Raw genomic sequence first — 3,352 nt, 5'->3', positions numbered from 1 at the left:
CGAGGCCACCGCGGCCGAGGCGAAGAGGTTCGCCGCGGACCCGGCCGTCGCCTCCGTCGTCCAGAACCGCGTCTTCTCGATCGAGACGACCCAGCCCAACCCGCCCTCCTGGGGCCTGGACCGCATCGACCAGGCGGCCCTCCCGCTGAACCAGAGCTACACCTACGACGACACCGCCGGTGAGGGCGTCACCGCGTACATCATCGACACCGGTGTCCGCATCACCCACACCGACTTCGGCAGCCGGGCCTCCTACGGTTACGACGCCGTCGACAACGACAACACCGCCCAGGACGGCCACGGCCACGGCACACACGTCGCCAGCACGGTCGGCGGCACGGCGTACGGCGTCGCCAAGAAGGCGAAGATCGTCGGCGTCCGGGTGCTGAACAACGCCGGCTCCGGCACCACCGCCCAGGTCGTCGCGGGCATCGACTGGGTGACGGGCAACGCCGTCAAACCGGCCGTCGCCAACATGAGCCTCGGCGGCACCGCCGACACCGCGATCGACACCGCCGTACGCAACTCCATAGCCTCCGGCGTCACCTACGCGGTCGCCGCGGGCAACGAGACCACCAACGCCAGTACGCGCTCGCCCGCCCGGGTCACCGAGGCCATCACCGTGGGCGCCACCACGAACACCGACGCCAAGGCCTCCTACTCCAACTACGGCACCGTCCTCGACCTCTTCGCCCCCGGCTCCTCCATCACCTCCGCCTGGGGCACGGGCGACACCGCGACCAACACCATCTCCGGTACGTCGATGGCGACCCCGCACGTCGCCGGAGCCGCCGCCCTCTATCTGGCGGACAACCCCACCGCCGCCCCGGCCGCCGTCCAGAGCGCGCTCGTCGGCGCGGCCACCACCGGAGTCGTCACCAGCCCCGGCACCGGCTCACCGAACCGTCTGCTGCGCGTCGGCAGCGGCGGTACGACGCCGCCGGGCTCCTACTTCGAGAACACGGCGGACTACCCGATCGCCGACAACGCCACCGTCGACTCGCCGGTCACGGTGAGCGGCGTCACCGGCAACGCGCCCGCGACACTCGGCGTGCCGGTGAACATCGTCCACACCTACATCGGAGACCTACAGGTCCAGTTGATCGCTCCCGACGGGACCGCCTACACGCTGAAGGCGTACGGGACGGGCGGGTCGACGGACAACATCAGCGCCACGTACTCGGTCAACGCGTCGTCCGAGGCCGCGAACGGGACGTGGACGCTGCGGGTGAGCGACAACGCGTCGCTCGACACGGGCAGTATCAACTCGTGGGGTCTGCAGTTCTGACCGCCCTTGACCAAGACACCCGGTAGCTCAGCAGTCCCCTCGTCCTCGCGGTGTCTCCGCCGCGGGGACGAGGGCTCGGGCTCGTCCCCCGCATTCCGCCCCCGTCCGTGGCGCGCTTAGCATGCGCTCTGTCGTACGTCAGTTCCGCCGTACGGCCAGGACGCACCACTCGGACGAGGAGCACGGTACTAGTGGAGATACCCCCGCCCGCCGACCCCCAGCAGCCGCAGAGATCGCAGCCCCAGGGTCCGCAGCGTCAGGGCCCCTACGGCGCGTATCCGGGGCAGGGGCAAGGGCCGGCGCCCTACCCGGGGCAGGGGCAGGGGCCGTACGCGCCGCCCCGGGCCAGGGCCGGGGCCGGGGCCGGTTCCGTACGGCTATCAGGCCTGGGGGCACGGCTACATCCCGTACAACAGCCCGCCGCCCCTCAACGGCCTCGCGATCTCCGCGCTGGTGCTCGGCATCCTCTGCTTCCTGCCGCTGGTCGGGCTGGTCCTCGGGATCTTCGCGCTGGTGCAGATCAAGAAGAAGGGCGAGCGCGGCAAGGGCATGGCGATCACCGGGATGGTCTTCTCCGGCATCGGCACCTCGATCCTCGCGCTCGCTCTCGCCACCGGGGGCGCGTCCGAGGTCTGGGAGGGCTTCAAGGACAGCGCGCGCGAGGCGAGCGAGGACGGCTCCGCCTTCTCCGTGGACCAGGGCGAGTGCTTCGACACCCCCGGCGGCTCCCTGGAAGGCATGGCCTACGACGTCGACACGGTGCCCTGCGAGGGCAGGCACGACGGCGAGGTCTTCGCGAACTTCGAGATGGCGGGCGGCCGTTACCCGGGCGACGAGGCCATCGTCGAGGCCGCCGACGACAAGTGCTACTCGCTCCAGTACGCCTACGCGATGGACTCCTGGGCCATCCCGGACGACGTCGACATCTACTACTTCACGCCCACGAGCGACAGCTGGAGCCTGGGGGACCGCGAGATCAGCTGCCTGTTCGGCAACGTGGACGGCAAGGGCGGCCTGACCGGGTCGCTGCGCCAGGACCCGACGACCCTCGACGCCGACCAGGTGGCGTATCTGAAGGCGGCCCAGGTCCTCAACGAGGCCATGGACGCGGGGCCCGACGAGGCGTACGTCGAGGACGACCTGCCCGGTCACAAGGAGTGGGCGACCAGGGTGTCGGGCGCCATCACCGAGCAGGTCGGCATGTTGCGCGGCCACGAGTGGCCCGCCGACGCGAAGAAGCCGGTCGCCACGATCGTCGAGGACCTGAAGTCGGCGAAGGAGGAGTGGGACGACGCGGCCGAGTCCTCCGACGCGGACACCTTCTACGAGCACTACGGCGCGGCCCTCATCCTCACCGACGGGAAGAAGACGATCACGGCACGCAAGGCTCTGGACCTCGCAACGACCCCTCCGGCTGACTACGGGGACGGCGCCGAGGCGGACGGGGGCGATGAGGACGGCGGTACCGGGGGCGGCTCCGGAGGCAGTGACGGCGGTAGCGGTAGCGGTGGCGGTAGCGGCGCCGAGGTGTGAAAGCCGACGCGGAAGGGGAGAAAGTGCCTGAGTAGAGCCCCGATCGCGCTACGTCATCACATCGGGTGATTCTTTGGCCTTTACTTGCCTGGGCCAACCCACGGTTGCCACCCTGTTGCTGTCTGTACAACCCGACGGGAGTGGTCAGTGTCATTCGGTGAGCAGCCGGCGTATCTGCGCGTCGCAGGCGACCTTCGCAAGAAGATCGCCGACGGATCGCTGCCACCGCACACCCGGCTCCCGTCGCAGGCCAGAATCCGCGCGGAGTACGGGGTCTCGGACACGGTGGCCCTGGAGGCCCGCAAGGTGCTGATGGCCGAGGGGCTTGTCGAGGGCCGCTCCGGGTCCGGCACGTATGTGCGCGAGCGTCCGGTGCCCCGCCGTATCGCCCGCTCCGGGTACCGGTCGGACGGTGGCGCGACGCCGTTCCGCCAGGAGCAGGCCGACGTGGCCGTGCGGGGCACCTGGGAGTCGCACAGCGCGCAGGCCGAGGCGAGCGGTGCCGTCGCGGAGCGGCTCGCCATCGAGGCG

3 protein-coding genes are annotated in these 3,352 nt (G+C 70.5%); all 3 read left to right on the top strand.

The annotated features are described in order from the left end of the window. Positions 1-1,288: S8 family serine peptidase (locus tag AOK01_RS39850; protein WP_055520508.1), on the top strand; the 1,288-nt coding region annotated here is incomplete at its 5' end. Positions 1,289-1,741: 453 nt separating this feature from the next. Beyond that, complete coding sequence (locus tag AOK01_RS39845; protein WP_245702622.1) at positions 1,742-2,821, top strand: DUF4190 domain-containing protein; 1,080 nt, start codon at positions 1,742-1,744, stop codon at positions 2,819-2,821. Between the two features lie 147 nt (positions 2,822-2,968). Then, a partial coding sequence (locus AOK01_RS39840) for a winged helix-turn-helix domain-containing protein (protein WP_425424801.1) occupies positions 2,969-3,352 on the top strand: 384 nt, incomplete at its 3' end.

Origin of the sequence: Streptomyces aurantiacus (assembly GCF_001418335.1) — a bacterium.
Lineage (GTDB): Bacteria > Actinomycetota > Actinomycetes > Streptomycetales > Streptomycetaceae > Streptomyces > Streptomyces aurantiacus.
The sequence above is the reverse complement of the archived record's forward strand: the minus strand, read 5'-3'. Positions and strand labels throughout refer to the sequence as shown.